Source organism: Erwinia sp. PME.40.26/001 (genome assembly GCF_055556675.1).
Window position 1 is genome coordinate 1 of the sequence record NZ_JBVHNP010000031.1, and the last position, 441, is coordinate 441.

Consider the following 441-nt stretch of genomic DNA (forward strand, 5'->3'; position numbering starts at 1 on the left):
GGGCCGTGCAGGAACTCCTCCTCGCGCCCCTCGGCTACGACCCCGAGATCCCGACGCGGTTCGGCTACGGCTGGGAGCTCCTGCTCACCGCCATGACCGACCCGGATCCGGATGCCAGGCCCACCGCGGTCGATGTCGCCGAGCTCGCGATCGAACTCGCCGAGGGATCCGCGGTACCGGCCCCGCCGCCGGTCAACGCGGAGACCGACCGAACGGACGCCGCCGGCGCGGAGCCCGTCGCCGCCCTCCGTGCGGTGCACCAGGCGCGCGAGACCGCCGCGCGGCGCCGCCGTCCCCCGATCTGGGCCTGGGTCACGCACTACCGCTGAGCGCGCGACTCACGCCCGACGCCGTCGCGCACGCCGGATCGCGACGCCGACGGCGAGCGCCGCGACACCGAGCGCCGATGCGATCGCCAGGGTGATGGCATCCCACCCCGTC

The 441-nt window shown here is 75.7% G+C and carries 1 protein-coding gene; it reads left to right on the forward strand.

Features of this window, described 5'->3' with window-relative positions:
• On the forward strand, positions 1–329 hold a 329-nt coding region (locus ACZ3HG_RS23065), incomplete at its 5' end, for a hypothetical protein (RefSeq protein ID WP_465334612.1).
• Positions 330–441: the final 112 nt, after the last annotated feature.